Origin of the sequence: Aliidiomarina taiwanensis (genome assembly GCF_003987015.1) — a bacterium.
GTDB classification, from domain to species: Bacteria; Pseudomonadota; Gammaproteobacteria; order Enterobacterales; family Alteromonadaceae; genus Aliidiomarina; species Aliidiomarina taiwanensis.
In genome coordinates this window covers 1-26,981 of record NZ_PIPQ01000011.1, presented here as the reverse complement: position 1 = coordinate 26,981, position 26,981 = coordinate 1, and the positions used below count along the sequence as shown (strand labels likewise).

Here is a 26,981-nt window from a genome sequence, read left to right as displayed (position 1 = left end):
AGCTTCGACTGAATTTCAGGTATAATTCGCCCCCTATTTTGAGTGAGTAAAGATCATGCAATTAAACCCTCAACAGCAAGCCGCTGTGGAGTACACCACTGGCCCAATGCTTGTTCTGGCCGGCGCAGGGAGTGGTAAAACCCGTGTTATTACTGAAAAAATAGCACATTTAATTACTCAGTGTGGTTATAACGCCCGCAACATTGCTGCTGTTACCTTTACTAATAAAGCAGCTCGCGAAATGCGCGAGCGGATAGGCCAGCGCTTAGGTCGCGACAAAACGCGAGGCCTGCGCGTGTCGACCTTTCACACCCTAGGCCTTGACATGATTCGTCGTGAAAGCATGCAACTTGGCTACAAGCCGGGCTTTTCATTGTTTGACGACCAAGACACTTTTGCCCTACTCAATGCGCTCAGTGAAGAAACGCTCCAAGGGGACAAAGCCCTTATTCAGCGATTACAGCAGCAAATTGGGCAGTGGAAAAACGACATGCTTTTACCCGACGCTGTAGACACTAAGAACGACCCAGACACTCAACTTTTTGCTACCTTATACGAAGAATACCAGCGCCACTTAAAAGCCTATAACGCCGTTGACTTTGACGACTTGATACTGCTGCCGACACTCCTACTGGCCCAGTCAGAGCCCGTACGCCTGCGCTGGCAGCAACGCATTCAGTATTTATTGGTAGACGAATACCAAGACACCAACACCAGCCAGTACCAGCTGGTGAAGCTACTCGTTGGCGAGCGTGCTCGCTTCACTGTGGTTGGCGACGACGACCAAAGTATTTACTCGTGGCGTGGGGCCCAACCTGAAAACTTAGCCTTACTGCAAAAAGACTTCCCTAGCTTGAATGTCACCAAGCTGGAGCAAAATTATCGTTCCGTAGGACGGGTACTAAAAGCCGCTAACATTCTGATTGAAAACAACCCCCACGTATTTGAAAAGCGCTTATTTTCAGAAATGGAATATGGCGAGCCTTTACGTGTTCTATTTGGCCGCAATGAAGAAAACGAAGCCGAGCGTGTGGTGGCTGAAATTGTACGCGAGCGCTTTTTGCATCAAACTCGCTATGGTGAGTACGCCATTTTGTACCGCGGCAACCACCAGTCTCGGGTCATTGAAAAGGCGCTTATGGCCAACCGCATTCCCTATAAAATTACCGGGGGTCAATCGTTTTTCGCACGCACCGAGGTGAAAGACATCATGGGCTACCTGCGCTTGGCAGTAAACCAAGACGACGACAATGCCTTACTGCGGGTTATTAACGTACCACGCCGCGGCATAGGGCCGCAGACCCTCGAGCGCATTGGTCAACTCGCCCATATGGAAAACATGAGTTTATTTGAAGCCTGCGAACACCCGGGCTTAAAAACCATGCTCGGGCCGGCGGCTTATGGCGACGTGCAAGCCTTTGTGCACATGATAGACACTGCCCGCCGAGCTGCCACTGGCGACACCAAAGACGTGATAGACGCTGTCAAGTCACTCATTCAAAGTACCGGCTACGAAGACTACTTATTTGAAAGCAGCCCAAGCCCTGCTGCTGCAGAAATGCGCGTTCGTAATATTAACGAACTTTATCGCTGGGTTGTGGGCATGTTGGAAGGTGACGCTGAACACCCAGCTATGACCTTAGAACAAGTGGTGGCACGGCTGGCTCTGCGAGACATGCTTTCGCGTCAAGACGATGACGACGATGGTGACCAAGTTCAACTTATGACACTGCATGCTTCCAAAGGGCTCGAGTTCCCCTATGTGTTTATGATTGGCATGGAAGAAGGCTTGTTACCCCACCAAACCAGTATAGATAACGACGACATAGAGGAAGAGCGTCGCCTTGCTTATGTGGGTATTACCCGTGCACAGCAGCGTCTTACCTTCACTATTGCCCGTGAGCGGCGCCAATACGGTGAAGTCATTCGCTCTGAACCTAGCCGTTTTTTACTTGAGCTGCCGCAAGATGATGTGGAATGGGAAGATAAGAAAAAGAAACCCTTAACAGGTGAGGCAAAGCAAGAGCGCAACGCTGCGCATATTGCACGCATACGCGCCATGTTGAATAAAGACGCGTGATGTAACGCAGGCTAGGTGCCTGTGTCTTCAGCGCCCGAAATTTCGCTGTGGGTGTCTATGTGCCATTCTGTTGGTTTAGCTAACAAGGTGCCTTGTCCAAAGAACACCCCTAAGCCTTTCAGGGCTTTGAGCTGTTTCTCGTTTTCGACACCTTCTGCTGTCAATTGAATATCAAGCTCTTGGCATAAGGTCACCACGTGTCGCACCATGGCTTGCGCCCGAGGCTTGGTGTCTACTTGGCGCACAAAATTTTCGTCGAGCTTAATAATATCGAATGGGAAATTGTATAACAGCTGCAGTGGCCCAGAGCCTCGGCCGAAGTCGTCCAGTGCCAGTGTAAAGCCATAGGCACTTAAGCGCCGCAAACTAGCCAATACACGTTTCGGGGTCACACTTAAAATGTCATTTTCAGCAAATTCAAAAACAATGCGCGCAGGGTTGACGCCTCGGCTTTGCACAATGTCGATCAGGCTTTGCACATGGCGGGAGCGCAGCAAATGCTGTACCGACAAATTCAAATGCAGCAGGGCTTGCTCGGCGCTTGTGTTCTCCGACTCCACAAGGTAGCGACACACACACTCGAGCGACCAGCGGTCAATGTCTAAAATGGCACCTGAACGCTCGGCCAGCTCCATAAAGTCGGGCGGCGCAAGTAAGTTTTCCCCTTTTTGCCAACGCAAGAGTAATTCATAGCCTGCGGTTTTCGTCCCGGTTAAGTCAAGTATGGGCTGCATCCATAAAGAGAAGTCGTGATTAATCTGCGCTAGGCGTAAGGCCGTTTCTTTGTTCACCGCAGCTACTAAGCCGTCTCGAATGGTTTCATCGAACACCACATAGCAACTGCGCCCTTGGCTTTTCGCTTGGTACATGGCAGCGTCGGCGTCGCGCAACAAGCGTTCAACCGTGTCTGTTTCGTCACGCCAAGTGGCAATGCCCACGCTTGCACCGGAAAACACCTCTTGGTTTTTCAGCCTAAAGGGCTTTTGCATTTCTTCCACAATCCGCGAAGCAACGTCTTTGGCGTCGTCGAGGTGCACTATACGGTCGAGTAAAATAACAAACTCGTCACCGCCAATACGCGCTAACAAGTCGTATTCACGAATGGTGCTGGTTAAGCGCTGGCTTACTTCATATAAAAACTTGTCACCTGCAGAATGACCTAAGGTGTCGTTAATGTTTTTGAACTTGTCTAAGTCAATAAAAAGAACAGCAAAAAACTCTTTTTTCCGACGTTTCTGAGCGTTTAGCGCCTCAGTTACACGATCCACAAACATGGTGCGGTTAGGTAGCCCCGTAAGGTTGTCGTGGTGAGCGTCGTGGAATAACTGCGCCTCTATTTTTTTCCGGCGCTCAATTTCTTCGACTAGTTCTTCGGTACGTTCCGCAATTCGCTTTTCAAGGAAAACGTCTGCGCGTGCTAGCCGCTCAGCCGAGCGGCGGCGTTCAATAGCAACCGCCACGTGCTGGGAAACGAAGTTCAGAATTTCAACAGCATCTTCTGTATAACTGTGTTGCTCGGAATAGGCTTGCACCGCCAACATGCCAAACACTTCACCTTCCATATGTAACGGCGACCCAATCCATTGGTGAGCGGGCTTTCCGCGTGAGTCCTTCATAACCAGCTCGCCCTTAGCTATCAAGGTGTCACGCATTTCTTTGTCAATAAATGCCGAACGACCGGTTCGAAGAACATATTCTGTCAGGCCTTTCTTTAAGCGTCGCTGACGCGCAACATACCCGCTTTCGTCAACATAATAAGGGAAATAAACTTGTTGGTCGTTGTCGGTTAGGAGGGCCACATAAAAGTTGTCGGCATTCAATAGCTTCGCAACTTGCTTATGCAAGTTTTGGTAGAAGCTGTTCATGTCTTCCGCGGTATTGGTTAATTCGGAAATAGCGTAAAGTACACTAGTTTGCAGCTCGGCTTTTTCTCGTTCCGTCACTTCTTTTAATAAGTGTTCGTTGGCAAAACGCAATTCAGAGGTTTGCCGTTCAATTTCCGTTTCCATCCACTCGAGGTGCTTAAAGCGTTCAAGCGCCGTTACTACATGCTGGGAAACGAAGGTAAGAAGCTCTAGGTCTTCTTGTTGGTAGCGCACGTCTTCCACGTAACTTTGCACCACCATGGCACCTATCACTTCGTCATTTAAAACCAGCGGAACACCTAACCAGTCCACAGGCAGCGAGCCCATGATCATGATTTGACCTTCTTTAATAAGGTTGTCGATGTCCGTGTTTCGCGCCAACATTGGTTCGCCTGTGCGTAAAATGTAGCCTGTTAACCCTCGTAAAAGCACTTCAACGGGTATTTCTGCCACATCTTCAGCTGAGTCATGCTCATCGGCAAAGTAAGGCAGGTTAAAGGAGGTGCGGCTTTCATTATACAGGCAGATATAGAAGTTACGGGCTTCCATTAGCTGGCCGACAATACGATGAACCGAAGCATAGAGCTGATCCATACTTTGAGCAGACGAGGCAAGTTCTGAAATACGAAAAAGGGCCTGCTGAATAACTTCAGCCTGCCGGTATTTTTGGGTGAGCGCTTTGAGCCTTTCAACAACTTTCTCTAAACGCTTTAGCTTTTCTTCTGTACTAACTGTCACCCCATGTGAACGTGTATTCTTCGACGAACTCAATGTGCTTCTCGCTTCCCTTGTTCATCTGCGACGTACCTTTACAGTACGCATTGTTGCTTTTTTGTTGTTTTGCGGGTACAGGTTTGAGTATAGCTTGAGCAACGTCATATAGGAAGCTTTGTAAATTATGTTACAAATAAAAAGGCCGCCCAACGGCGGCTTTTTTACGTAAGTTGATGATGATACAGGAATTAAATACCTTCTATCATAAACTCAATTGCTGACAATAGTTCTTCGTCTGAACAATTCATACAAGTACCACGTGGTGGCATTGCATTTAAGCCATTAATAGAGTGCTCAAGCACAATGTCCATTCCTTGAGCTAAGCGTGGTTCCCAGTCTTCTGCGCTGCCTTTTTTCGGTGCGCCTAAAACGCCTGTTGCATGGCATGCCACACATGCTTGGTTGTAAATTTGTTCGCCACTACGACCTGCAGAAGCTTGGCTTGAAGCAGGCCCTGCAGCTGCATCGCTGGCAATACGTACCTTAGCAACTGGCTGAATACGCTCGGCGATCGCTTCACGTGACATATCCTGACTAAATGCCATAACACTACTTGCTGTGGTAACGCCGATAATAAGGGCTAAAAGATGTTTCCATTTAACTGTGGTTAGTACTTTCACAATGTGCTCCTGAACTCATTATCCCGTGCGATAATTCGTCTCACTTTAATTTGTTATATTATTATACGAAGTTTCCTTGCTTTGGTAAATGAATTCTATACAACCCTTCGGGTTTTCAGCTGTGTTATTATAGTTCAGAGCAATTTACACCAAGGAAGCCTTTCAGGTGACTCAGCCTCCCCTCCGAAAAATTGCGTTACTCGACTTAGACGCCTTCTTTGCGGCCGTCGAAATAACCAAGAACCCACAGTTGGCCAAGGTGCCTTTTGCGGTGGGTGGTGGCGGCGAACGCGGTGTGGTGGCTACCTGCAACTATTTGGCTCGGCAGTTCGGTGTGCGCAGCGCAATGTCGGGGTTTCAAGCTTTGCGCTTGTGTCCCCAATTGGTCTTTGTCAAACCCGACATGCCCAGCTATAAAGCCATGTCCAAACAAGTGCTTGAGATTATTCACAAGTACACCCCCATTGTAGAGCCTGCCTCCATCGATGAGTTTTATCTCGACTTAAGCGACGTAACCCTACTACATGGCAGTGCCACTCTCATTATGGAGGCCATTCGCACAGACCTTAGAGCCTTAGGCATTACTGGCTCGGCGGGCATTTCAAACCAAAAAATGGTGGCCAAAATAGCGTCCGACGAAAACAAACCCGACGGTCAACGGGTCGTGCCACCAGAACAGGTTTATGCTTATATTGCTCAGTTACCTTTAGGCCGCATTCCGGGGGTGGGCCCCAAAAGCGAACAGCGCTTGGCCCATGCGGGCTTATATAAAGGAGCCGACATTCAAGCGGCAGACGTAGCCTTTGTGCAAAGCATTGTCGGTGAAAGCAGCGGTTTTTTACTGCATCAGCGCTGCCAAGGTATTGACCCACGCCCCATTAATACGCATAGAATACGCAAGCAAATTAGTGTGGAAGACACCTTCCCGCGCGACATCAAAACCCGCACCGAGGCAGAGCATATTCTTGCCCAGCAGTTACTCCCTGCATTGCGCAAGCGCTTACCTTCGGACCAGTGGCAAGACACCCGCATACGTACGCAAACGGTCAAACTGAAATTTAGTGACTTTCAACAAACAACCGTTTCACGGGCCGCCAATAAGGTGTCGCCTTCCTTGTTTTACCAACTACTCAATGAAGCCTGGCAGCGGAAAGGAGAACGTAGTGTGCGCCTTATTGGCGTGGGTGTTACCCTGCCCGACCCGGACGAAAATAGGCAGCTTGAACTAGACCTCGACTAGTTTGCAGTACAGCGGACCGCTCCATTGCGCCTTTGTATTTGGTAGCCTAACTCTGCAAGTAAGGTGTCCGCTTGCTCATAGTACGTAAGAATCCAAAGCAAATAACGGACATCGAGGTGCACCACTCGGTGCTGTTCACGCTCGTAAAGCCATTCGCTTCGAGCCGACTCCGCCATAAAGTCAAACACCATTCCCAATACGTGCCCTTGGGCATCAAAGGTGGGCGAACCAATACTCCCTAAGGCGGCGTCTGCGCTGGAAATAAAGTTCATCAACACAGACCTGCGTTTCGGGTTATGAAAACAGTTATTCTCCGGCTGGTTCAACGCATGGCGGAAGTGCCTGGGTAGTTTTTCAAGCTCGGGGCCCTGCAATTGTTCATTAAACACGTCTAAGTACACCACGGGTAACTTATAACTGTCGGGGTTTTTGTCTGGGCCATAGCCAATAATTTGCCCTTCACTTAAACGCAAGGTGCGGTTAGCGTTGGCTGCAATAACACGGCCTCGAGTTCGGTCTAAGTCTTGTTTAGCTGCCGTCATTTGGGGTCGTGCAAAAGCCAAGCGGCTGCGACTGACAGACTCCTGCTGTTCCATTTCACGTCGCTCTTGGGCCGTGCTGTGGGCAAATTGAAGCCAAGGGTTGTTCGACTTTACCAGTGTGCCCAGCGGCATGTTTAACCACTTGGCACGCTGCTGCGTTTGCAGCACGTCGTCTGCTTGGTACAGTGCCGCTACCTTCGCGCGAATAGACTGCTCCGTGGTATTCTCATCGAGCGCGAAAAACCCATTGACACTCGGTAGCCGCTGGTGCTCTGGAAGGGCTTGATAGCGCGTTAGCAAATAGACCAAAACCTCTTGTTCCACCACTGGGTCGGCGGTGGCAGCAAGCTCTTCCAATTGCTCTAACGTCGCTTCACTGGGTTGCTGGGCATGCTCATACACTAACAGTGCCGCCGCGGGTAAATTAAGCGACTCAAAAAATTGCCACCATAATTGCTGGGGCATGCGCGCTCTGTCCTCACGCAGCTGCTGTTGAATATGCCACCATGCTTCTCGGTATTCGCTGCGCTGGTTCGGTGACGTTAGCCAAGAAAGTAAGCGCTCTTGGGTCTGCTCGCTTTTTTGTTGCAAGCCAGCTGTTTCATACTGTTGCATTTGCGCACTTAAATACGCCACGTGCTGTCGCAAAGACGCAGCCTGCTGGGTATTGCCCCGCTCTAGGCGTTCTAAAATAGCTAATTCAGCTTGCAAGTATTCCAGCATGGCGGGGTATTGTTCGGTAAAGGCCCATTGCATTTCAGCGGCGGTGCGAAAGCGCTGTGTATGGCCCGGGTAACCTGCCACGCGTACCGTGTCTAAAAAAGTGTAATGCTGGGTGGAAATGGTTGCAGGCTCTGCCACTTGGTAGGGTTCGCCTTTGTCATTATATACACGCAGTAAAGCGACATCTGCGGCATATTGTGGCCACTGCCAGTGAAACGGCTCTCCGCCAAAGTGAGCAATTGAACTAGGTGGTACATACACCAAGCGTACATCTTTTAAGGCCTGCTCTTTCACCAGCAAGTAACGCAAGCCGTCTTGATGCGCTTGCACCTGACACTGGCTGAATGCTGAGCCTTCGCAGTGCTGGATAAGCGCTTGCCTGTTTTGACTTAACTGCGCGTAATACGCTTGTGGGCTCATGCCTGCATGCACTCCTGCCTGCATCTGCGCTGTTACATCCTGCTGTGCGTGGGTTATAAACACGCGTACTCCCGGGGCTGCGGGTAGCTCTTCCGCAGTGCTTCGCGCTAAGTATCCCTGCTCGGGTATATTCCGAACCCTGTGACTATTCCAAGCAAGGCTGCTGTCCACACAACGGGCACTGGTCATCAGCAAGCCCTGTTCCGAAAGAAACACACCACTGCAATTGTCGACACGCACCACGGCCTGCAAAGGAATGTTGCGTGCTAATGCGGGCTGTTCCGAAGGCAGCCACATGCCTTCAGCTGCCCACGCAATGTTGTGTGTAAGGAAAGCCCATACAAAAACACAAGCTCCCAAAAAGCATGCCCGTGAAGTGAACCTATTGCATCCTAGCGTGTATTTCATGGTTGTCCTTTCATTGTTTGGTTATTGGTTTGGCCCCTTACCTGCCTTGAAGTTCCCCACAGCCATTGGGGCCGCTATGCTTTTGCTCAAATTTGCTGCTATAATTCCCGCCTTTCATAAGCCAAGAGGAACTAAATACATGGCTTCAGTACTGATTTTAATGGGCTCTCAATCTGACTGGCCGGTTATGCAAAATGCCGCCACCATGCTAAACGATCTTGGCGTAAGCTGGGAAGCGCGCGTGGTGTCTGCTCACCGCACACCCGACTTATTACCCACCACCATGAAAGAAGCCGAGCAAAACGACGTACAGGTTGTTATTGCCGGCGCCGGCGGTGCTGCCCACTTGCCGGGCATGCTTGCTGCGTTCACGCACTTACCTGTACTGGGTGTGCCTGTGCCTTCAAAGCAACTCAAAGGCCTCGACAGCTTACTTTCTATTGTGCAAATGCCGAAAGGCGTTGCTGTTGGCACCATGGCCATTGGCGAAGCTGGTGCCGCCAATGCAGGCTTACTTGCTGCCCAAATAGTAGGCACAACGAACCCAGATGTTCAACACAATGTGCAAGAGTTCCGCGCCAACCAACGCGAAACTGTTATTGCGAATAGCACCTTGGAACTTGACCTATGAAGGTATTAATTCTCGGGAATGGCCAGCTTGGGCAAATGCTTGGGCAAGCCAGTATTCAACTTGGCGACGAGTGTTTACTCATTAACACCCGCACCAACCAGGTGATGCCAGTTGGCTCACATCAGGCCTTGGACTGGTCTGTTGAACAGGCCATGGCCTGGGCCGACGTGGTAAGCTGGGAGCACGAGCAAATTTCAGACGCTCATGTTGCCCTTGCACAAAGCAAGTTACTTACCCGCCCCGAGCAAATTAAACCTCTGACCCACCGGCAGCATGAAAAGTCGCTGTTTGATCGCTTAGATCTGGGGACAGCCCCTTGGCAAGCCTTTGCAAACAAAGAAGAGCTCGCTGATATTTTGGCTCACTGGCAAGGCCGTGCGGTTATTAAAGCGGCGGAAGGCGGCTACGACGGAAAAGGCCAGTGGCGCTGGCAACCTGGCGACGACATACAGCCCCTGCTTGCTACCGCTGGTCAGCAACCTGGCATTGTCGAAGCCATGATCCCTTTCCACTGTGAAGTGTCTATTGTGGGTGCGCGCACGAAAAATGGCGACACACACTGCTACCCCCTGGTAGAAAACATTCACCGCGACGGTATTTTAAGCCACACCCTCGCTGGTATAACCAAACTACCTTCACACCTGCAAGCTGTCGCTGAAAGTTGGTTTACCCGCCTAACAACTGACTTAGGATATGTGGGCACCTTAGCCATTGAGTTTTTTGTGGTGGGTGAAGGCGAACAGGCCAGCTTGCTGATTAACGAAGTAGCCCCTCGAGTACACAATAGCGGGCACTGGTCGTTAACAGGCTCGAACTGCAGCCAATTCAGCTTGCATATGCGTGCCATTACCGGCGCACCCATTCCCCCTTTATCCACACAGCCAACGCTGATGCTGAATGTGATAGGCGTACCTGAAATTCCAGCGTTCTTTTGGCAACACGGCCAAGCAGCTCCCTTCTGGTACGGCAAAGAAGCTCGCCCTGGTAGGAAGGTCGGTCATATAAACATTGCCTTAGACGGGCAAAGCAGCGGTGATGAGTGGGTGCAAAGTCACGCTGAGCAGCTGCAAAAACTAGTGTAACTTTCTACTTTTTACTAGCTATCAACTTTATTTGTACTTAGTATTGCGAGTATGCTCTCTATTATTTCGTACCCGCAAAACCAAGCGCTGCAGCAACCGCCTAATACGCCCCCTGCTTTCGCTTGGTTCCTTCTTCCCTTGTTACTCATTGGTCTCGCCCAGTGGAGTCGTAGCATTACGCTTGACGGCGCCCAGATGTCGGCCATTTGGGCGCCCGCCGGGGTTTTCCTGGGGGGTTGCTTAGCCCTCGGGTATCGTGCTTTATGGGTACTTATTCCTGCTCTTTTGGTGTGGAGTATTAGCTTACAAAATATGTCGTTGGTACAGGCCGTTGCAGGTACCCTCGGCTTAACTGTGGGTGTTAGTCTTGCTACTTGGCTTATTCGACGTCATAGAGCCAAGGTGTCTCACCCTTTAAAACAGCTAAACCACTTACCCAACCTGTATTTATACGGTGCTGTTATTGGCGCTGGTGTGTCTTCATTACTTGGTTCTCTTGCCATAACAAATTTTTCGACCGAGTTTGCACGCTATAGTTTACAAGACCTATGGCTCTCCTACTGGCTTTTTGAAGCCTTGGGAATTATTTTGTTTGCACCTGTATTTGTCTTAGTTTTTTCAACGCCTCAACTCGCTCTACGCGAAGTGATAAACGACTTAAAAGAGCGGAAAATTCAAATATGGTTGTTCCTTGCTGCAACTGCTTTGTTCGTAAGCATTATTTTAACCAGATGGGGCGACGCTCGGTATGCTCCAGTATTCTCTTTCGCTTTGTTTCCTCTTATCTGTTGGTACGCCCTTACCGCTCGCCCAGTTAGCTTGCACTTTTGGATTCCCGTTTTTGCCTCTATTTTCGTTTGTTTTTCTATATATAATATTGGTGGCTTGCCGCCCATAAATGACTTCGAAGACTTGCTGAGGGTTTTACTGCAAGCTGGTATTTTGTCGGTTATGGCGCAAATGCTGGGTTCAGTTAACCGTCACCGCTTTCACCTTATCGAGCGCTTTGAAAACCAAGCCAAGGAAGACTTATTAACTGGCCTAGCGAACGAACGCGGCCTGCACGAGGTGATTCAGCAAGTACTCAACAGCACCCACACACTGGCAGACTCACAGCAGCCTTGGTTAGCGTGCGTGAAATTACCCGACTTAAGCGCTGTAAACGAATTACTCGGTTACGAAGGCACAGCAGACATTGAAAGCAAGCTGGCTTTACTATTACGACAGGTATGCCCCAATGCAGTGATTGCCCGGCTAAACCAAGGTAAGTTTGCCATTTTGCAGTTCGCTCGCTCCGCTTCCAACATCAAAACTGAAGCCAGAGAAATATATGCCGAAATATTAAGGTGCAAGCGGCAAAATAATATCGACATAACGACTCGTATTGCTATGGGTGCAATACCCATTGACGGCAGCCTTGGCGGGCCAACCCAGTATATTAGTGCGGCTTCTCATACCACTCTGATAGCACGGGACATGGTTGTCAGCTTCCATTATATTGACGCACCAAGCAGCACTGTCAAAGAGCACCTGACACTGGCCGACCGCTTCGAGCAACTAAAAACGGCCACTCTCAATAATGAATTGGTGCTATTCGGACAAGAAATTAAAGCCCTTACAACAGCCGACACGGGCCTTTATTTTGAGGTGTTAATTCGCATGCGTTCCCACGATGGGAGCATTATTTCTCCAGCCGAGTTTTTACCTGCCGCTGAAGTTTATGGTTTTATGCCCACCCTCGACCGCTGGGTTGTAGAGAACACCCTTAAGTTATTGGCGCTCCATAGCAGCACATCGCACAAAACATCCTATTGCGCTATGAACCTCAGTGGCGCCTCCTTGTCTGACCCTGAACTTGCCAGCTTTATTGGCTCCTGCATGAAGCGTTACGCAATTGCCCCAGAGCGGCTGATGTTTGAAATTACCGAAACACAAACCATTCGAAACCCGTTGCAAGCTTTAAATTTTATCCACGACATTCATGACTTAGGCGCCAAGGTTGCCCTCGACGACTTTGGCACTGGCCTGGCTAGCTTCGACTACCTTTGCCAATATCCGTTTGACGAATTAAAAATTGACGGTGCATTTGTGCAAGACCTTGCCACAAACCCCGTTAATAAAAGCATTGTGGCTGCCATTTGCCAGGTAGCTACCACCATGAACTTAAAAACCGTTGCTGAGTTTGTTGAAAACGAAGAAATAATTGATGTGCTTACCGAACTAGGTGTGCACTATGCTCAAGGCTACGGCATAGGCAAGCCCAAGCCTTTAACTGAGTTTTTTATGCCACAAGCATAAACTTTTGCTCCTGCTCTCGGTAAGCTAGTGTTAAACCACGCAAAGAGCATACCTTAAGATGAGTACACCAAAAACAGAGCTTATATTAGCTATCGACCAAGGCACCACCTCTTCCCGTGCCTTGGTGCTTGACTGCCAGCTGAATGTGCTGGGTCGTGGTCAACACGAGTTTGAGCAAGTTTTTTTAAACGACAGCTGGGTTGAGCATTGCCCTCACGATATTTGGCAAAGCACTTTGCAAGCGTGCAAAGACGCCATTGCCGCCAGCGGCTTTCAAGCCCACGACCTAACCTGCATAGGGATAACCAACCAACGGGAAACCACGCTGGTTTGGGACAAAATAACCGGCGAGCCCATTTATAACGCTATTGTCTGGCAAGATAGACGCACCGCAGGCTATTGCCAACAACTGAAAGGTGGCAACCATGAAGCCTTAGTGCAAGAGCGTACCGGGTTACTGCTCGACCCCTATTTTTCCGCCACTAAAATTCATTGGATTCTTGAGCACGTGGAAGGCGCTCGCGAGCGAGCTGAGCGTGGCGAGCTGTGCTTCGGCACGGTCGACAGCTACTTATTATGGCGCTTTACCCAGGGCAAGGTGCATAAAACCGATGCCAGTAATGCCTCTCGCACCCTGCTGATGAATTTACAAACGCGTCAGTGGGACCCGGAACTGTTAGCTCTGTTTTCCATTCCTGTCAGCATGCTGCCTGAAATTTGCGACAATGCCCATGACTTTGGCGTGACCGCCCCTGACTTACTCGGTGCGGCTATTCCCATACAAGGCATGGTGGGCGACCAGCAAAGTGCTTTGCTTGGCCAAGGCTGTATTCAACCAGGGCAAGGCAAAAGCACGTACGGCACTGGCTGCTTTATGTTGGTCAACAGTGGCGACCAACCTATTTTGTCGCGCAATAAGCTACTCTCAACCCTGGCTTGGCAGCATCAAGGCCAAGCGGTGTACGCCTTAGAGGGTAGTATTTTCATGGCCGGCGCTATCGTACAATGGTTACGCGACAAGCTTGGTATTATTCAGCAAGCTCGGGAAACCGAAAGCTTAGCCCAGGGCGTGCCTTGGGACCAAAGTGAACGGCTTATTCCCGCTTTTACCGGGTTAGGTGCGCCCTACTGGGAGCCCAATGCACGCGCCGCACTGGTGGGGATGACCCGCGACACGGGCAAACAGCAAATTGCTGCTGCAGCATTGCGCAGCGTGGCCTACCAAACCCTCGACTTATTGCAGGCCATGGAAGACGACGGCCAGCATATACACCAGCTCAAAGTCGACGGCGGCATGACAGAAAACGCTTGGTTTTTGCAAGCCTTAGCGGATATGTCGCAGCGCACCATACTGCGTGCCGACAGCCCGGAAATTACTATACGCGGGGCCGCTTTTCTGGCGGGGCTACAGGCTTGGCTGTTTAGCCAACTAGCAGACATTCACGCGCTTTCCGAATACGACCAAGGGTTCACGGCCAAGCTCGACCATGCTCAGCGCCAGCAGCTTTATCAGCGCTGGTTGGCTGATGTGAGTAAAGTCCGTTAGAATGTCTCCCCTTTTGCTTATAAGAAATGAGCTATGAAACACGATCCATTGTTTGACTTAGCAATTGACGCCATGCAGGCCGCCTACTCGCCCTATTCACAATTTCCTGTAGGGGCTGCTATTCGCACCAGTAAAGGCACGCTGTTTAGCGGCTGCAATGTGGAAAATGCGGCCTTCCCTGAGGGAACGTGTGCCGAGGCCGGTGCTATTTCAGCCATGGTGCGCGCAGGCGAAACCCAAATTCAAGAAATTTATGTGGTAGGCAATGGCGATAAGCTCGTTTCTCCATGTGGGGGTTGCCGCCAAAAAATACGTGAGTTCGGCACGGCCGAAACTCGCGTGCATATATGCGGCCCGGAAGGTATTCGTAAAAGTGTCACCTTAAATGACCTGTTACCCCTTTCCTTTGGCCCCGACCATTTATAAAGGAATTTCAGCATGCACGACTTACAAGAAAAGGCTGCACAGGCTTTTTCGCTGCTCGACTTAACCAGTCTGACCGACACGGAAACAGCAGCCGACATTGAAGCTTTAGCCGAAAATGCCCGCCTGTTCCTAGACAACGGCGAGCGCCTGCAGGTAGCTGCTTTATGTGTGTTCCCGCGGTTTATACCCATGGCACGCCAGTATTTAGACGCTCGCGATCTATATTCCGTGCGTATTGCCACCGTGGCCAACTTCCCCCATGGCGGCGACAACATTGACATTGCTGTCGCAGAAACGCGCGCTTGTGTGGCATACGGTGCCGACGAAGTAGACGTGGTGTTTCCCTACCAGGCTTTTTTAGAAGGCGACGAAACAGTGGCTCGGCTACTTATTAAAGCCTGTAAGCGTGAATGCGGCACCCAGGCCCAGCTAAAAGTTATTTTAGAAACCGGCATACTGCAAACACCCGAGCACATTCACCGGGCCAGCCAACTAGCCATTGAGGCAGGCGCCGACTTTATTAAAACATCGACAGGTAAAGTGGACGTCAATGCCACGCCAGAAGCTGCCCAGCACATGCTGGCGGCCATTGCAGCCAATGACGCTCAACACATACGGGAACACCCCGTGCAAGCCATTGGCTTTAAGCCAGCAGGTGGTATTCGCACCCTCGACGACGCGCTTGTGTATATGCAGGCGGTGGCCGATCATTTAGGCCCCGATGCGGTTCACCCAAGCCGTTTTCGTATTGGGGCTAGCTCTGTGCGCGCTCACCTCGTTCACGTTTTAACCGGCCAAGCGGCCGACACCCAAGGAGGGTATTAAATGTTGTTACCTCAAGAGATTATTCGCGCCAAGCGCAATGGATTAGAACTCACGCGCGAACAAATCGCTTTTTTTGTTGAAGGCGTGACCACGGGCACTGTTACCGACAGTCAAATTGCTGCCTTTGCCATGGCAGTATTCTTTCAGGGCATGGAAATGCACGAGCGTGTCGCTCTCACAGAAGAAATGATGCACTCTGGCAATGTATTGCAATGGCCAGACATGCCAGGGCCTGTGGTCGACAAACACTCGACCGGGGGTGTCAGCGACTCGGTTAGCTTAATGCTGGGGCCGTTAGTAGCCGCCTGTGGTGGCTACGTTCCTATGATAGCCGGCCGTGGTTTAGGCCATACGGGGGGCACCTTAGATAAGTTTGAAAGCATACCGGGCTACAACATTATGCCCTCAGAAGCTGACTTTAAGCAGATAGTAAACGACATTGGCGTGGCTATTATTGGCCAAACCGACGAAATTGCGCCAGCCGACAAACGCATTTATAGCATTCGCGATGTCACCGCCACCGTGGACTCCATTCCAATGATCACCGCCTCCATTCTTTCGAAGAAGCTGTCGGCGGGTCTTGGTTCATTGGCCATGGACGTAAAAACCGGCAATGGTGCCTTTATGCAAACACTCGACGACGCCCGTGCTTTGGCGCAAAGCATTGTGGCAGTGGCGAACCAAGCAGGTGTACCAACCTCTGCGACCATTACCGATATGAGTCAGCCGCTAGGCTCGACCGCAGGTAACGCCACGGAAATGCTCGAAGCCATTGACTACCTGACAGGCGCGTACCGCAACCCGCGCTTACACGCTGTAACTATGGCCTTAGCAGAGCAAATGCTATTGTTAAGCGGTTTAGCCAGCACCAAAGAAGAAGCGCAGCAAAAACTAAACCATGCGCTCGACTCAGGCGCCGCTACCGAGAAATTTAGCGCCATGGTACATGCCTTAGGTGGCCCAGCCGACTTGGTCGAAAATGCCCGCCAGCATGTGAAGCTTGCCCCTGTGTGCTTGCCTGTATTTGCCAACCAAGCAGGATATGTGCAGCATATAGACACCCGCGAAGTCGGCTTGGCGGTTGTTAGTTTAGGTGGTGGCCGCACCGAGCCTTCGCAAGGCGTGGACCACAGTGTGGGCTTTACTGAGTTTGCCAGTCTTGGCCAAGCCGTGGCAGCCGACCAACCTATTGCCAAGGTTTACGCACGCACAGAGGCAGACGCTGAGGCTGCAGCAGCCCGCGTACAGGCAGCTTTCAACATAAGCGAGCAGGCGGTAACCCCCCCACCGGTTATTCACGACTTGCTAGAACCAAGCAGCAACAACTAATTGGAGTAAGGTATGGCCCGTGCAATTATTTTAATGTTCGATTCCTTCGGCGTAGGCGCGTCTGCCGACGCTCACCTGTTTGGCGACCAAGGTGCCAACACCTTTGGCCATATTGCGCGTGCCTGCGCTGCAGGCGAAGCAGACGAAGGACGCAGCGGGCCATTGCATATTCCAAACCTGGTGCGACTCGGCTTAGCCCATTTAGGCGCGGAAGCTTCGGGTCTTGACCTGAAGCACACCAACAACTTTCATGGACTTGACTTGCAGGGCACTCCTGAAGGCTTGTATGGATACGCGCAAGAAATAAGCAACGGCAAAGACACACCCAGTGGCCATTGGGAAATGGCAGGGGTGCCTGTGCTGTTTGACTGGCACTACTTTCCGAAAACTGTGCCGAGCTTTCCGGATAGCTTTGTCAGTGCGCTTACACAAGCCGTTGAACTGCCTGGTGTTTTAGGTGACTGCCATGCTTCCGGCACCACTATTATTGCCGAGCTTGGCGAAGAACATATGCAAACGGGCAAACCTATTCTGTACACCTCGGCTGACTCTGTGGTGCAAATTGCCGCCCATGAAGAAACCTTTGGGCTAGAGCGTTTGCTGCGTTTGTGCGAACAAGCGCGCGCATTGCTTGATCAGCAAGGTTTGAACGTCGGCCGAGTTATTGCACGCCCTTTCGTTGGCAGCAACGCCAGCAACTTTAAGCGCACGGGTAATCGCCGTGACTACTCCGTGCTACCACCCGCGCCTACCTTATTGGTACGTAACCAAGAAGCGGGCAACGAAGTCATTAGCATTGGTAAAATTTCCGACATCTACGCACATCAGGGTATTACTCAGTCCGTCAAAGCAACGGGCAATATGGCCCTGTTCGACGCCACCCTCGAAGCCATGCAGAACGCTCCTGACGGCAGTATTATTTTTCCAAACTTTGTCGACTTCGACATGGAATACGGCCACCGCCGTGACGTGGCAGGCTACGCTCGGGCTCTGGAAGCCCTCGACGCTCGCTTACCGGAATTAGAAACGCAGTTACAACCTGGCGACCGGGTATTTATAACCGCCGACCATGGCTGTGATCCTACTTGGGAAGGCACGGATCATACCCGTGAATATGTGCCGGCCCTGTGCTTTGGCCCAGGACTGGAAGGGAAGAATATAGGCCGACGGGAAAGCTTTGCCGACATAGGCCAAAGTATCGCCAGCCACTTAGGACTGGCGCCACTTGCATACGGTAAAAGCTTTTTATAGCCCTGCCGAAAGTACCTTGCCTAACCACGCTGAAATATCAGCAATTTGCGGCCCGCTCACTTGGTGGGCCATAGGGTAAGTTTGGTAGCTCACGCTATAGTCGCGCTGCTCTAACCAGACTTTTGCCTGCTCGCCAAGGCTAACAGGAACAATTGGGTCTTGGCTGCCATGCTGTACCAAAATAGGCGTGTTTGCTTGTGCCGTATGGGGTGCAAGCGTGTCTTTGGTGGCTAAATAAGTGGACAACGCCATAATACCCGCGAGTTTATGCTCGTAGGTGAGGCCCGCTTCATACGCCACTGCACCGCCCTGAGAAAACCCTGCCAGCACAATACGCTCCGCCGGAATACCCCGCTCTAGTTCACGGGCAATCAAGGCCTTCGCCCAGTCCGCCGACTGGCGCAATTGCTGCTCGTCAACGCTGCGTTCTATACTCATTTCTAAAATGTCGTACCAAGCCGGCATGGTCATACCGCCGTTTACGGTGACTGGCATTTTCGGTGCGTGTGGAAATACAAAGCGCGTATGCAGCTCTGCTGGCAATTGAATATGCGGCACAATAGGTTCAAAGTCGTGGCCGTCGGCACCCAGGCCGTGAAGCCAAATTACACTTGCGTTCGCGGTACCTGTGGTTGGCTCTACTTCCACACAAGGAAGGTATTGCTGTGTCATGCTTTATCCTTACTGCTTATTTAATGTCTGTTGGTATGGTGAGTTCTGGGTTGGTTAAGGTTCTATGTACCGGGCATTTATTGGCTATCGCCAACAACCGTTCTTTTTGTTCGGTCGTTAAGTCTCCCTCCAAGGTAATAGTCCGCTCTAACTGTTCATCACCTTGCTTGCCTTTCACATGCCGTAGGTTCACGGTCACTTTTTCTAAGGGCCATTCTTTTCGCTCAGCATACATGCGGAGTGTCATGGACGTGCAAGCACCTAAACCGGCTAATACCATTTCCATAGGTGCCGGGCCTTCATCAGCGCCCCCCATGCTGGTGGGTTCATCTGCCAGCCACATGTGCTGATGGGTGGTCACTTGCTGCGTATAAGGGGCTAGTTTTTCTTCTACCTGCACTTCGCCTGGCTGCACTGCTGCTTGCATAGTTAATGCTCCTCGAAAGTCCGAATAACTTCAAAAGCCACGCTAACTTAATTCAGCCATAAGCGCAAAAAGTACACATAGCCCTTGAAATAAGTTTGTGCCGTCCCCATATATTAAGTTGTAGCAGGCGTGTCTCACTGAGAGCGCTTGAACTACGTAACTTTCATATCGCTCAATGGAGGATATACCTATGACACGTATCGATTTAACACCATTATACCGTAACAGTGTTGGTTTTGACCGCATTGCTTCCCTGCTTGATAATGCCCTACGTGGCGACACCAGCGCAGGTGGCGGCTACCCGCCCTACAACATTGAAGCCACAGACGAAAACCACTACACCATTACCATTGCTGTAGCTGGCTTTGAAGAGTCTGAGCTGGAACTGCTCACAGAGCGCGGCGTACTCACGGTTCGCGGCAAAAAAGAAGCCGAAGAAACCGAGCGCAAATACCTATACCAAGGCATTGCAGCCCGTGCGTTTGAACGCAAGTTCAACCTTGCTGAGCATGTGGAAGTAACCGGCGCTGAACTGCGTAACGGCTTACTGAACATTCACTTGGTGAAAGAAGTTCCAGAGGCGATGAAGCCTCGCTCGATTGCCATTAAAACAAGCGAGCCGGCATTAGAAAACAAAGCTGACTAATCGCTTCTTTACGGTACTAAAAAGCCACCCGAGGGTGGCTTTTTTAATGCTTATTTTCTCATTACTTCAGTGGGTTACTCTTCGCCCACTCGGTCAGCATGCGCACACCGTAACCGGTGGAGCCACGCGGGTGAATACCCTTGTCGCTACCAACCAGTGCATTACCGGCCATATCAATGTGAATCCATGGCGTGTCACCTACAAAGCGTTGTAACAACATGGCTCCAGCACTTGCGCCTGGCGAGCCCGTATTAATGACATCGGCAATGCGGCTTTCAATAGCGCTTTCAAACACTGGGTCAAGTGGCAAACGCCATACGCGTTCGTTGGTGGCTTCTGCCGCCGCACGCAGGCTCTCGTACACTTCTTCATGGTCAGAGAATACAGCCGAGAAGTCGTTACCAATAGCACGTATTTTCGCCCCTGTCAGGGTTGCAATATCGGCCATTACACGAGGCTGGAAATGTTCACGTGCATACCAAAGGCCATCTGAAAGTACCAAGCGGCCTTCCGCGTCAGTGTGCCCAACTTCAATGGTTAAACCAGAGCCTGTGGTTACCACGTCGCCTGGAAGTTGCGCTTTGTCGCTCACCATGTTGTGGGCAAGTGGCGCCACGGCAACAACGTTTACGTCTGCCTTTTGGCTGGCTAAGGTAAGCACCGACCCAATCACAGCTGCGGCACCCGCTTTGTCCGTGTGCATACGGCGCATACTGCTGGAGTCGGTTTTAATGTTGTAACCGCCCGTGTCGAAGGTAATGCCTTTACCGACCAAGGCAATGGGCTGGTCGTTATTGCCTTTGTAGTGAGCTACAAGTAAGTGCGCTTGGTGCTGGCTGCCCTGGGACACGCCGTATAAAGCTCCCATGCCCATGGCTTTCACTTCTTCAGGACCTAAAATGGTTACTTCTACATCAAGCGACTCGAAAGCTTGGCGAGCATACTCGGCAAACGCGGCTGGGTAGCCGTTACTGCCTGGTAAGTTGGTCAATTCACGGGCTAAAAATACACCTTCAGCAAGCGCACGGTAGTCGGCAAACTCTTTCGACGCCTGGCTGCGGTCACTGACTAAAAAGCGCATGTTCTGACTTGGGCGAGGCGCTGGGTCGCTCTTAAAGCGATCAAATCGGTAGTTTCTTAAGTCAATACCGTGGGACAGCTGAGCTAGAATACGGCTGTTGTCGTTGCTATTTTCAATGAGCGAGCCGTCAATGGACACAGTTTCCGCTGAAAGGCTGTTGAACATAGCCGCTAATGAAGCACCCGCTTCTTCCACTTTATGGCGCGCCGCGTCAGCTGGGTTACCAACACCTACTAAAATAAGGCGGTCTACCGTCAGCCCTAGCGGGGCCACTATAGTGTGTGTCTGACCTACTTTGCCTTCAAACTTGGCAATATCCATAACACGCTGAACGTGGTTTGCGGTGTCGTTTGACCATCCCGCAAGCTTCACTTGTGCGCCTTCTGGCACCACCACAACAAGGGTGTCGCCTAGCTCGTTAAAGTTGGTGACCAGCTGAGTTTGAGTTGATAAGTATGATTCAACAAAGTTAGCTTCTACATGTGCACTGGCACAGCCCATAAGCGGGTTGAACAGCCCCAACATAGCCGCCAGCGTTATTGTTTTTATCGATTTAGGTAAATGCATGTTTCTTCCTGTCAGTTGAGTTATAACCCATTACAAACGGATGCCCCAATCGCGCGCAAAGTCTTGTTCTAGCTGCTCTCTGAACTGTGGCGCAGCAATTTCAATTAACGACTTTGCCCGCTCGCGCATAGAGCGCCCACGCATGGTTGCAATACCAAATTCGGTTACAACATAATGCACATGCGCGCGCGTGGTAACGACACCCGCACCTGGGGCCAAGAGTGACGTTATTCGGGAGATTTTGCCACCAGCAGCGGTGGCGGGTAAAGCAATAACCGACCGACCGCCTTCTGAAAGCGACGCACCACGGACAAAGTCCATTTGCCCACCCACGCCCGAATAAATGCGAGTACCCAAAGAGTCGGCACAAACTTGGCCACTCAGGTCAATTTGCAGTGCGCTGTTAATGGCCATCACCTGCTTGTTTTTTCGTATAACCGCTGTGTCGTTGGTGTATTCCACGTCTAAAAACGCCACTTGCGCATTGTCATTCACAAAGTCGTACAGCTTCTGGCTGCCCATTGCAAAGGTTGTAACAATGCGCCCTGGGTGAGTTTTCTTGCGCGAGTTGTCCACCACGCCCGACTCAATTAAAGGCAGCAAGCCGTCGGAAAACATTTCCGTGTGAACACCCAGGTGCTTATGGTTGCCTAAACAGGCTAAGGTTGCGTCTGGAATAGCGCCAATGCCCATTTGCAGGCAGTCACCGTCATTAATAAGGCTGGCCACATGTGCTCCAATCACGCGCGTTGTTTCGTCTAGCGCAGGTGGCGTATGTGCATTTAAGGGCTCGTCATGCTCAAACCAGGCGTCTATTTTGCTTATATGCACCGCCGAGTCACCATGAGTTCGAGGCATTGAAGGATTCACCCAGGCAATCACACGACGGGCATTTTCCACCGCGGCTCGCGTGGCTTCCACTGAAACCCCTAAACTACAAAAGCCATGCTGGTCTGGTGGCGACACTTGAATAAGGGCCGTGTCCACTTGCTGCACACGCTCACGGAAAAGCTTTGGCACCTCAGACAATAAAATAGGCACATAGTCGGCCAGGTCTTCATTTACGGCTTTACGCGTTGCGCTGCCAACGAAAAACGCACGTTGGCGTAAATGCCCGTCCAGAGCAGGGTCTTGTAGCATTTCGCTGCGCTCTGTATGCAACTGCATTAAGGTGAGGTTTTTCCGCTGCGGTGCTAATTCGCATAAGGCTTCTAGTAGCAGGTACGGGGTGGCAGCCATAGAGTGGCACCAAATATATTCATTGTCTTGAATGCCTTGTACGGCCTCGAAAGCGGTTGCAAACTGCATGACTTATTCCTTTATAAGTGCAAAGTGTACAAAGAGAAAAGCCACTATAACGGCTTTCGCATTATAGTGGCTTGATCTGGCATAAACTTAAACGCACATTCTAGCAGGCGATGCGTGTTTGCTCCGCTTGGGCTGGCAACAGTTCGGCAGCCGCTTGGTCGACAATAATCTTAAAGTTATCGTGGCTTTTAATAATTGAAGCGGGCATATCTTCGTCAATGGCCGTCTCAAACAGCTTGGCCATCACTTCGGCTTTATGGCTTCCAGTTGCAACCAACACCACTTCTTTGGCCGACATAATGTCTTCAATACCCATAGTAATTGCTTGGGTTGGTACTTGGCTTTTATCTTCAAAAAAGCGGCCATTGTCGCGGCGAGTGTTTTCAGACAAGTCCACCACATGGGTTAAACTAGAAAAAGGCGTACCTGGCTCGTTAAAACCAATATGGCCATTGGTGCCAATGCCCAGAAGCTGAAAGTCCAGCCCACCCGCTGCTTGAATTTTTTTCGAATAGTTCACACACTCTAATTCAACATCTCGGCACATGCCGCTCGGTAGCGACACCTGCTCTTGACGAATGCCCGCCGGCTTAAACAAATGTGTTTGCATATAATGGTGGTAACTTTGTGGGTGCTCTGGCGCTAATCCTATGTATTCGTCAAGGTTGAAGGTTACGATGTCATTTAAATTAAGCCCTAATTGTTTCGCTTGAACAACAAAAGCAGCATAAATAGGCTCCATGGTGCTGCCCGTGGCTAAGCCTAAAACAAGCTTCGGGTTTTCTTGAATTTTCTGTACCAGTAAATTACTTAAATACTCGGCAATGGCATGTGGATTTGGTAAAACATAAAACATATGGAATTCACTTTCAGTTTAAGCAGATATAAAAATACCCGAGCAAATATTAATCAAATAGTATACATTTTCTTTATGCGTTCTTTATAATTTCACGTTTACTTTACAATCAACCCGTACAAATATCTAGTCGGAGTTTGCTATGCACAGGTTAACAGCCAGCCAGGTGGCCGAGTCTATTCTTCATGGTGACACCTCTTCTACTGAAGTGACCAACCACTATTTGAACCGTATTAGCAAATACAACAATCACTTACATGCCTATGTATTTATCGACAAAGAGGGTGCTTTAAGTAAAGCGAAAGAGTGCGACCGCATATTAGCCGACTACAAAAAAAAGGGGCTTTCCACCGCAGAACTCGGCCCTTTGTTTGGTGTTCCTATTAGTATTAAAGAAAGTTTTGCTTGGGTGGGCACAGCCACCACGCTGAACTACCCACCCATGAAAAACTTCATTGCCACCAACACTTCGGTACTGGTGCAGCGACTTCTCGACGCAGGCGCCATTATTTTAGGAAAAACCAACGTGCCAACCTTGCTGGCCGATATCCAAACGGCTGGGCCCTTGTACCCCACCAGCAACAACCCCTACGACATGAGCCGCACACCTGGCGGTAGTACCGGCGGTGGCGCGGCCGCACTCGCCGCAGGTCTGAGCACCCTTGAACTAGGTAGTGACATTGGCGGCTCTATTCGCAACCCCAGTAATTTCTGTGGGCTCTTTGGCTTAAAGCCAACTGAAAACGGAACCACAAGCGACGGACATTTTCCGCCTTTACCTAAGAGCGTCAGCGGCCGCACCCCAGGTATCAGTGTGCTAAACAATACCGGCCCTTTGGCCCGCAGTGTGGCAGACCTCGAGCGCGCCTACCACGTACTTTATCAGCCAGACTGGCAGCAACTTCAGTACATGCCCGTGCAACGCAAACACTGTTCGAGCCCAAATTTAGGCGACTATAGCTTCGCTTACTTTGACGGTTTACATGGCATGCAAGCAGGTCGTGAAGCCCGCTACGGACTAGAAAAAATGGTCCAGCGCATTGCAGGCCAAGGTGCGAAAGTGGAAAAAATAGAGCTTCCCAAACCGCTCACTGAACGTATGTTTAAACTGTGGGCTCGGTTATTTGGGTTTATGATGGGCCAAAACTTAAGCTGGCCCATGCGCAAACTGTTTTACTTGTCGTTCAGAAAAGCCTTGTCCCAGTCACAACTGCCCGCGAAAGAAGACTTAAAGAAAGGCTTGTCGCTTAACTACCACGTATTTAGCGAAGCCATGGCCGAGCGACAACAGCTCATCGCCGAAATAAACGCCCTATTAGCGCCCTACGACGCCATACTCAGCCCCACTTCCATGGGCCCGGCGTTTCCACACAACCCCAAACATGCGCCCATCCCCCTCGACGGCGAACACATGCCCTACATCGACTACTGCCTACCCTTCGTAGTGCTGTATAACCTTACCGGCCACCCGGTGCTGACCGTGCCTTCCGGCCTCAGTGAAAACGGTTTACCTATAGGTGTGTCTATAGCCGCACCCCACCACGCCGAAGCCAGCCTGTTCGCCATAGGCAAACAACTCGAAAGCCTAGGCTACGCCTTCACCCCACCCACTAATTTTGCATAAAAAGCACGGCGGCCCTAGACAAGCGCCGCCGAATTCCATAGAATCCTCGCCTGCTGACAAACACTCGTTTGTACACCACGCGCCCGTAGCTCAGCTGGATAGAGCGCTGCCCTCCGGAGGCAGAGGTCAATCGCAAAATGAGTGTTTGAGGCAGAAGTCAGATTTAAAGATATGCACCCGTAGCTCAGCTGGATAGAGCGCCGCCCTCCGGAGGCGGAGGCCAGAGGTTCGAATCCTCTCGGGTGCGCCATACAAGGCTTTCAGAGCAGCCCTCACTTAGTTAAACCCTGCTTTACTTTTATGAGTTGAAGTCGTCTTAAAATCACCTTTGACCTTTACCTTCGATCTCATATTGTCCCTTAATTTTAAAATAACTGTTCCGAAGCCATACCCCAGAGACGCACTATGGCTGCGGGTGCCTAATAAACCATTGCGACTCAGCGTTTATGGGCAAAGACAGGGATTACAATGCCAGAGGGTTGAGGAAGTTAATCACTCTTTCGAGGCATAATTATTTCTATTGTCATATCTCCGATTTTAACCGAGTTAAATTTAGATAGAGTATCCGCACCCAATATTAAGTCACATTGTAATAGGCCATCATGTGTGGATCCTAAGCTGCCAAGTACTATTGATGGACTACTATCAAGCCCAGAGAAATAAAGCTCAATACCATGATCACGAGGAAGTAGCCGCCTATCATATCGTCGTGAATAAAAGCTACTCGCACTCCCGGAGTCAATGCAGGCGTTCAACCGCACACCATCTAGGTTGAACATTTGTATTATCGGAAGACCGCCTTGAAAAATATAAGGAACACTGAAAGATAAAGAACTCGCGCCATTAAGATTATGATTCACAAAGCTAGTGCCGGGTGACAGAACTACAGAGTTTCCAAGAATCGAGGCATCAACTTTATCGCTTGCCCATAGGCCACCATACATTGGGGAAAACTTACAAAATTCAAATTCACTTTGATCTGAGTAGAGTCCAACAGTTACAGTGTTAGGCCTATCTTCTTGTTGGAATTCTATGCACTCACTTTCAACATTTACATTGAGTGCTGATGCAGTATCTCCAATATAACCTAATTCATTTTTGTATAACCCTGTAGACTCGTCATAAGAGAACCTTTGCGTTTGAAAATTTGGCGATATTTTTTCTGGACGATAATCCGTTTCGATTGTCAGATGCTGTATTCGAGGTGCGAATTCTAGGGGAAAGCCACTCAATAGGTCTGAAGCATTCTCGGCATATCGATACAGCTCAAGCACATCAAGATAATTAGCAAGACATGTATAAAATGGAAAAGCTTCTTCACTATATTCATCACAAATTGAAATATCAGGGATATCGCCTTCTCTCCACTGTTGTAAAAAGTAGTCAGTCGTTGGAAAGTAAAACTGTTGCGACTGAATATTGTAATCAGCATATGCAGATTGAAGTGAGACCATGACATCTGAGTCTCGTGGATTGCAGCTGGGGATAAAGTCGTAAATGTCTACTACGTCAGCCTCAGGTAACGCCAGGTGTTCCCATATAAAGTCTAAGTAAAGAGCCGTCATTCGGCTTTCTTGACCAATATCTAAAATTAACTGATTTAACGAAACAAACCCACTATGTCAGCCTAGTTGTCCAGTTGGCGATTTTGCCATTATTCAATAAACAGTGGGCGGTTTAGGTTGATGTATGCCGCGTTATTCAGAGGAGCGTAAAGCATCTACGCTCAAGAAATTACTG

The 26,981-nt window shown here is 50.2% G+C and carries 21 protein-coding genes and 1 tRNA gene; 13 read left to right on the top strand and 9 right to left on the bottom strand.

Features of this window, described 5'->3' with window-relative positions; genetic code table 11:
• Positions 1–55 precede the first annotated feature (55 nt).
• On the top strand, positions 56–2,080 hold the full coding sequence (rep, locus tag CWE15_RS11120) for a DNA helicase Rep (RefSeq protein WP_126758163.1): 2,025 nt from the start codon (positions 56–58) through the stop codon (positions 2,078–2,080).
• Positions 2,081–2,091: 11 nt separating this feature from the next.
• Here the strand turns inward: rep and CWE15_RS11115 are convergent, their stop codons facing one another.
• Both CWE15_RS11115 and CWE15_RS11110 read right to left on the bottom strand, forming a co-directional pair.
• A complete protein-coding gene (locus CWE15_RS11115; protein ID WP_241971898.1) occupies positions 2,092–4,716 on the bottom strand; it encodes a sensor domain-containing phosphodiesterase in 2,625 nt (874 codons plus the stop codon).
• Between the two features lie 191 nt (positions 4,717–4,907).
• On the bottom strand, positions 4,908–5,339 hold the full coding sequence (locus tag CWE15_RS11110) for a c-type cytochrome (RefSeq protein ID WP_420807759.1): 432 nt from the start codon (positions 5,337–5,339) through the stop codon (positions 4,908–4,910).
• 166 nt (positions 5,340–5,505) lie between these two features.
• Between CWE15_RS11110 and dinB the strand changes: the two genes are divergently transcribed.
• On the top strand, positions 5,506–6,579 hold the full coding sequence (gene dinB, locus CWE15_RS11105) for a DNA polymerase IV (protein ID WP_126758162.1): 1,074 nt from the start codon (positions 5,506–5,508) through the stop codon (positions 6,577–6,579).
• On the opposite strand, the gene CWE15_RS11100 is transcribed toward dinB, so the two are convergent.
• A complete protein-coding gene (locus CWE15_RS11100) occupies positions 6,576–8,561 on the bottom strand; it encodes a S46 family peptidase (protein WP_157980759.1) in 1,986 nt (661 codons plus the stop codon). The genes dinB and CWE15_RS11100 overlap by 4 nt on opposite strands.
• A 250-nt stretch (positions 8,562–8,811) precedes the next feature.
• Between CWE15_RS11100 and purE the strand changes: the two genes are divergently transcribed.
• From purE to CWE15_RS11060, 8 genes are read left to right on the top strand one after another with little or no spacing between them, the layout of a single operon-like run.
• Positions 8,812–9,303: a 5-(carboxyamino)imidazole ribonucleotide mutase gene (purE, locus tag CWE15_RS11095; RefSeq protein ID WP_126758160.1), complete on the top strand. Its 492-nt coding sequence runs from the start codon at positions 8,812–8,814 to the stop codon at positions 9,301–9,303.
• Positions 9,300–10,385: an ATP-grasp domain-containing protein gene (locus tag CWE15_RS11090; protein WP_126758159.1), complete on the top strand. Its 1,086-nt coding sequence runs from the start codon at positions 9,300–9,302 to the stop codon at positions 10,383–10,385. Before purE ends, CWE15_RS11090 begins: the two co-directional genes overlap by 4 nt.
• A 51-nt stretch (positions 10,386–10,436) precedes the next feature.
• A complete protein-coding gene (locus CWE15_RS11085) occupies positions 10,437–12,683 on the top strand; it encodes a sensor domain-containing phosphodiesterase (RefSeq protein WP_126758158.1) in 2,247 nt (748 codons plus the stop codon).
• Between the two features lie 58 nt (positions 12,684–12,741).
• Positions 12,742–14,229: a glycerol kinase GlpK gene (gene glpK / locus CWE15_RS11080; RefSeq protein ID WP_126758157.1), complete on the top strand. Its 1,488-nt coding sequence runs from the start codon at positions 12,742–12,744 to the stop codon at positions 14,227–14,229.
• A gap of 33 nt (positions 14,230–14,262) precedes the next feature.
• Complete coding sequence (locus CWE15_RS11075; RefSeq protein ID WP_126758156.1) at positions 14,263–14,655, top strand: cytidine deaminase; 393 nt, start codon at positions 14,263–14,265, stop codon at positions 14,653–14,655.
• A 12-nt stretch (positions 14,656–14,667) separates the two neighbouring features.
• Positions 14,668–15,480, top strand: coding sequence for a deoxyribose-phosphate aldolase (gene deoC, locus CWE15_RS11070; RefSeq protein WP_126758155.1), 813 nt, complete (start codon positions 14,668–14,670; stop codon positions 15,478–15,480).
• The gene (gene deoA / locus CWE15_RS11065; protein WP_126758154.1) at positions 15,481–16,809 is read left to right on the top strand and encodes a thymidine phosphorylase; all 1,329 of its coding nucleotides are present in this window, start codon (positions 15,481–15,483) and stop codon (positions 16,807–16,809) included.
• Between the two features lie 12 nt (positions 16,810–16,821).
• The gene (locus CWE15_RS11060; protein WP_126758153.1) at positions 16,822–18,060 is read left to right on the top strand and encodes a phosphopentomutase; all 1,239 of its coding nucleotides are present in this window, start codon (positions 16,822–16,824) and stop codon (positions 18,058–18,060) included.
• Here CWE15_RS11060 and CWE15_RS11055 read toward each other — a convergent pair.
• Complete coding sequence (locus CWE15_RS11055; protein WP_126758152.1) at positions 18,055–18,732, bottom strand: alpha/beta hydrolase; 678 nt, start codon at positions 18,730–18,732, stop codon at positions 18,055–18,057. The two genes, CWE15_RS11060 and CWE15_RS11055, sit on opposite strands and share 6 nt — an antisense overlap.
• 16 nt (positions 18,733–18,748) lie before the next feature.
• Positions 18,749–19,159 carry an OsmC family protein gene (locus CWE15_RS11050; RefSeq protein WP_126758151.1) on the bottom strand — a complete coding sequence of 137 codons (411 nt, stop codon included), beginning with the start codon at positions 19,157–19,159 and terminating at the stop codon, positions 18,749–18,751.
• A gap of 190 nt (positions 19,160–19,349) precedes the next feature.
• Here CWE15_RS11050 and CWE15_RS11045 point away from each other — a divergent pair, with 190 nt between their 5' ends.
• On the top strand, positions 19,350–19,805 hold the full coding sequence (locus CWE15_RS11045; RefSeq protein WP_126758150.1) for an Hsp20 family protein: 456 nt from the start codon (positions 19,350–19,352) through the stop codon (positions 19,803–19,805).
• Between the two features lie 61 nt (positions 19,806–19,866).
• Here the strand turns inward: CWE15_RS11045 and CWE15_RS11040 are convergent, their stop codons facing one another.
• The 3 genes from CWE15_RS11040 to nagB all read right to left on the bottom strand — a co-directional run bounded on the left by CWE15_RS11040 (position 19,867) and on the right by nagB (position 23,617).
• The gene (locus CWE15_RS11040) at positions 19,867–21,453 is read right to left on the bottom strand and encodes a leucyl aminopeptidase family protein (RefSeq protein WP_241971897.1); all 1,587 of its coding nucleotides are present in this window, start codon (positions 21,451–21,453) and stop codon (positions 19,867–19,869) included.
• Positions 21,454–21,483: 30 nt separating this feature from the next.
• Entirely contained in the window at positions 21,484–22,761 is a 1,278-nt protein-coding gene (locus tag CWE15_RS11035) for an acetyl-CoA hydrolase/transferase family protein (RefSeq protein WP_126758149.1), read from the bottom strand.
• 100 nt (positions 22,762–22,861) lie between these two features.
• On the bottom strand, positions 22,862–23,617 hold the full coding sequence (gene nagB, locus CWE15_RS11030; RefSeq protein ID WP_126758148.1) for a glucosamine-6-phosphate deaminase: 756 nt from the start codon (positions 23,615–23,617) through the stop codon (positions 22,862–22,864).
• A 142-nt stretch (positions 23,618–23,759) separates the two neighbouring features.
• Between nagB and CWE15_RS11025 the strand changes: the two genes are divergently transcribed.
• Together CWE15_RS11025 and CWE15_RS11015 are read left to right on the top strand one after the other, a co-directional pair.
• Complete coding sequence (locus tag CWE15_RS11025) at positions 23,760–25,241, top strand: amidase (protein ID WP_126758147.1); 1,482 nt, start codon at positions 23,760–23,762, stop codon at positions 25,239–25,241.
• A 173-nt stretch (positions 25,242–25,414) separates the two neighbouring features.
• Positions 25,415–25,491, top strand: a tRNA-Arg gene (locus CWE15_RS11015).
• Positions 25,492–25,729: 238 nt separating this feature from the next.
• Here CWE15_RS11015 and CWE15_RS11010 read toward each other — a convergent pair.
• Positions 25,730–26,806: a pepsin/retropepsin-like aspartic protease family protein gene (locus CWE15_RS11010; protein ID WP_126758146.1), complete on the bottom strand. Its 1,077-nt coding sequence runs from the start codon at positions 26,804–26,806 to the stop codon at positions 25,730–25,732.
• Between the last annotated feature and the right edge of the window lie 175 nt (positions 26,807–26,981).

Bases quoted from the DNA above. Each gene is read 5' to 3' on its own strand.
- CWE15_RS11060 (WP_126758153.1), top strand. From the start codon at position 16,822: ATGGCCCGTGCAATTATTTTAATGTTCGATTCCTTCGGCGTAGGCGCG.
- CWE15_RS11035 (WP_126758149.1), bottom strand. From the start codon at position 22,761: ATGCAGTTTGCAACCGCTTTCGAGGCCGTACAAGGCATTCAAGACAAT.
- CWE15_RS11075 (WP_126758156.1), top strand. From the start codon at position 14,263: ATGAAACACGATCCATTGTTTGACTTAGCAATTGACGCCATGCAGGCC.
- CWE15_RS11010 (WP_126758146.1), bottom strand. From the start codon at position 26,806: ATGACGGCTCTTTACTTAGACTTTATATGGGAACACCTGGCGTTACCT.
- CWE15_RS11085 (WP_126758158.1), top strand. From the start codon at position 10,437: ATGCTCTCTATTATTTCGTACCCGCAAAACCAAGCGCTGCAGCAACCG.
- CWE15_RS11025 (WP_126758147.1), top strand. From the start codon at position 23,760: ATGCACAGGTTAACAGCCAGCCAGGTGGCCGAGTCTATTCTTCATGGT.
- purE (WP_126758160.1), top strand. From the start codon at position 8,812: ATGGCTTCAGTACTGATTTTAATGGGCTCTCAATCTGACTGGCCGGTT.
- CWE15_RS11045 (WP_126758150.1), top strand. From the start codon at position 19,350: ATGACACGTATCGATTTAACACCATTATACCGTAACAGTGTTGGTTTT.
- nagB (WP_126758148.1), bottom strand. From the start codon at position 23,617: ATGTTTTATGTTTTACCAAATCCACATGCCATTGCCGAGTATTTAAGT.
- deoC (WP_126758155.1), top strand. From the start codon at position 14,668: ATGCACGACTTACAAGAAAAGGCTGCACAGGCTTTTTCGCTGCTCGAC.
- CWE15_RS11050 (WP_126758151.1), bottom strand. From the start codon at position 19,159: ATGCAAGCAGCAGTGCAGCCAGGCGAAGTGCAGGTAGAAGAAAAACTA.
- CWE15_RS11055 (WP_126758152.1), bottom strand. From the start codon at position 18,732: ATGACACAGCAATACCTTCCTTGTGTGGAAGTAGAGCCAACCACAGGT.
- CWE15_RS11100 (WP_157980759.1), bottom strand. From the start codon at position 8,561: ATGTGGCTGCCTTCGGAACAGCCCGCATTAGCACGCAACATTCCTTTG.
- CWE15_RS11040 (WP_241971897.1), bottom strand. From the start codon at position 21,453: ATGCATTTACCTAAATCGATAAAAACAATAACGCTGGCGGCTATGTTG.
- rep (WP_126758163.1), top strand. From the start codon at position 56: ATGCAATTAAACCCTCAACAGCAAGCCGCTGTGGAGTACACCACTGGC.
- CWE15_RS11090 (WP_126758159.1), top strand. From the start codon at position 9,300: ATGAAGGTATTAATTCTCGGGAATGGCCAGCTTGGGCAAATGCTTGGG.
- deoA (WP_126758154.1), top strand. From the start codon at position 15,481: ATGTTGTTACCTCAAGAGATTATTCGCGCCAAGCGCAATGGATTAGAA.
- glpK (WP_126758157.1), top strand. From the start codon at position 12,742: ATGAGTACACCAAAAACAGAGCTTATATTAGCTATCGACCAAGGCACC.